Below are 367 nucleotides of genomic sequence, written 5' to 3' on the forward strand. Positions count from 1 at the left end.
CAACGCAAGAAGTAACAGAAGCAACTGGTTGGACATATGAATTTAAAGATTTAGCTGGTTATGATGCCGAAGGCAAGGCATATAAGTACGAAGTGAAAGAACAACCAGTAGATGGATATAAAACAGAAGTAAAAGGGTATGACATCACGAATACAAAAGTAGGTCAAACAAAGGTAGAAGGAACGAAGACGTGGAAGGATGACAACGCGAAAGATCGTCCGAAAATGATCAAAGTAGACTTACTACAAAATGGACAAGTTGTTTCAACGCAAGAAGTAACAGAAGCAACTGGTTGGACATATGAATTTAAAGATTTAGCTGGTTATGATGCCGAAGGCAAGGCATATAAGTACGAAGTGAAAGAACA

General features: G+C 38.4%; 1 protein-coding gene. It reads left to right on the plus strand.

The annotated features are described in order from the left end of the window. Positions 1–367: Cna B-type domain-containing protein (locus AZF08_RS31655; protein WP_235604092.1), on the plus strand; the 367-nt coding region annotated here is incomplete at both ends.

Origin of the sequence: Bacillus gaemokensis, assembly GCF_001590835.1 — a bacterium.
In the GTDB taxonomy this organism is placed as follows: domain Bacteria; phylum Bacillota; class Bacilli; order Bacillales; family Bacillaceae_G; genus Bacillus_A; species Bacillus_A gaemokensis.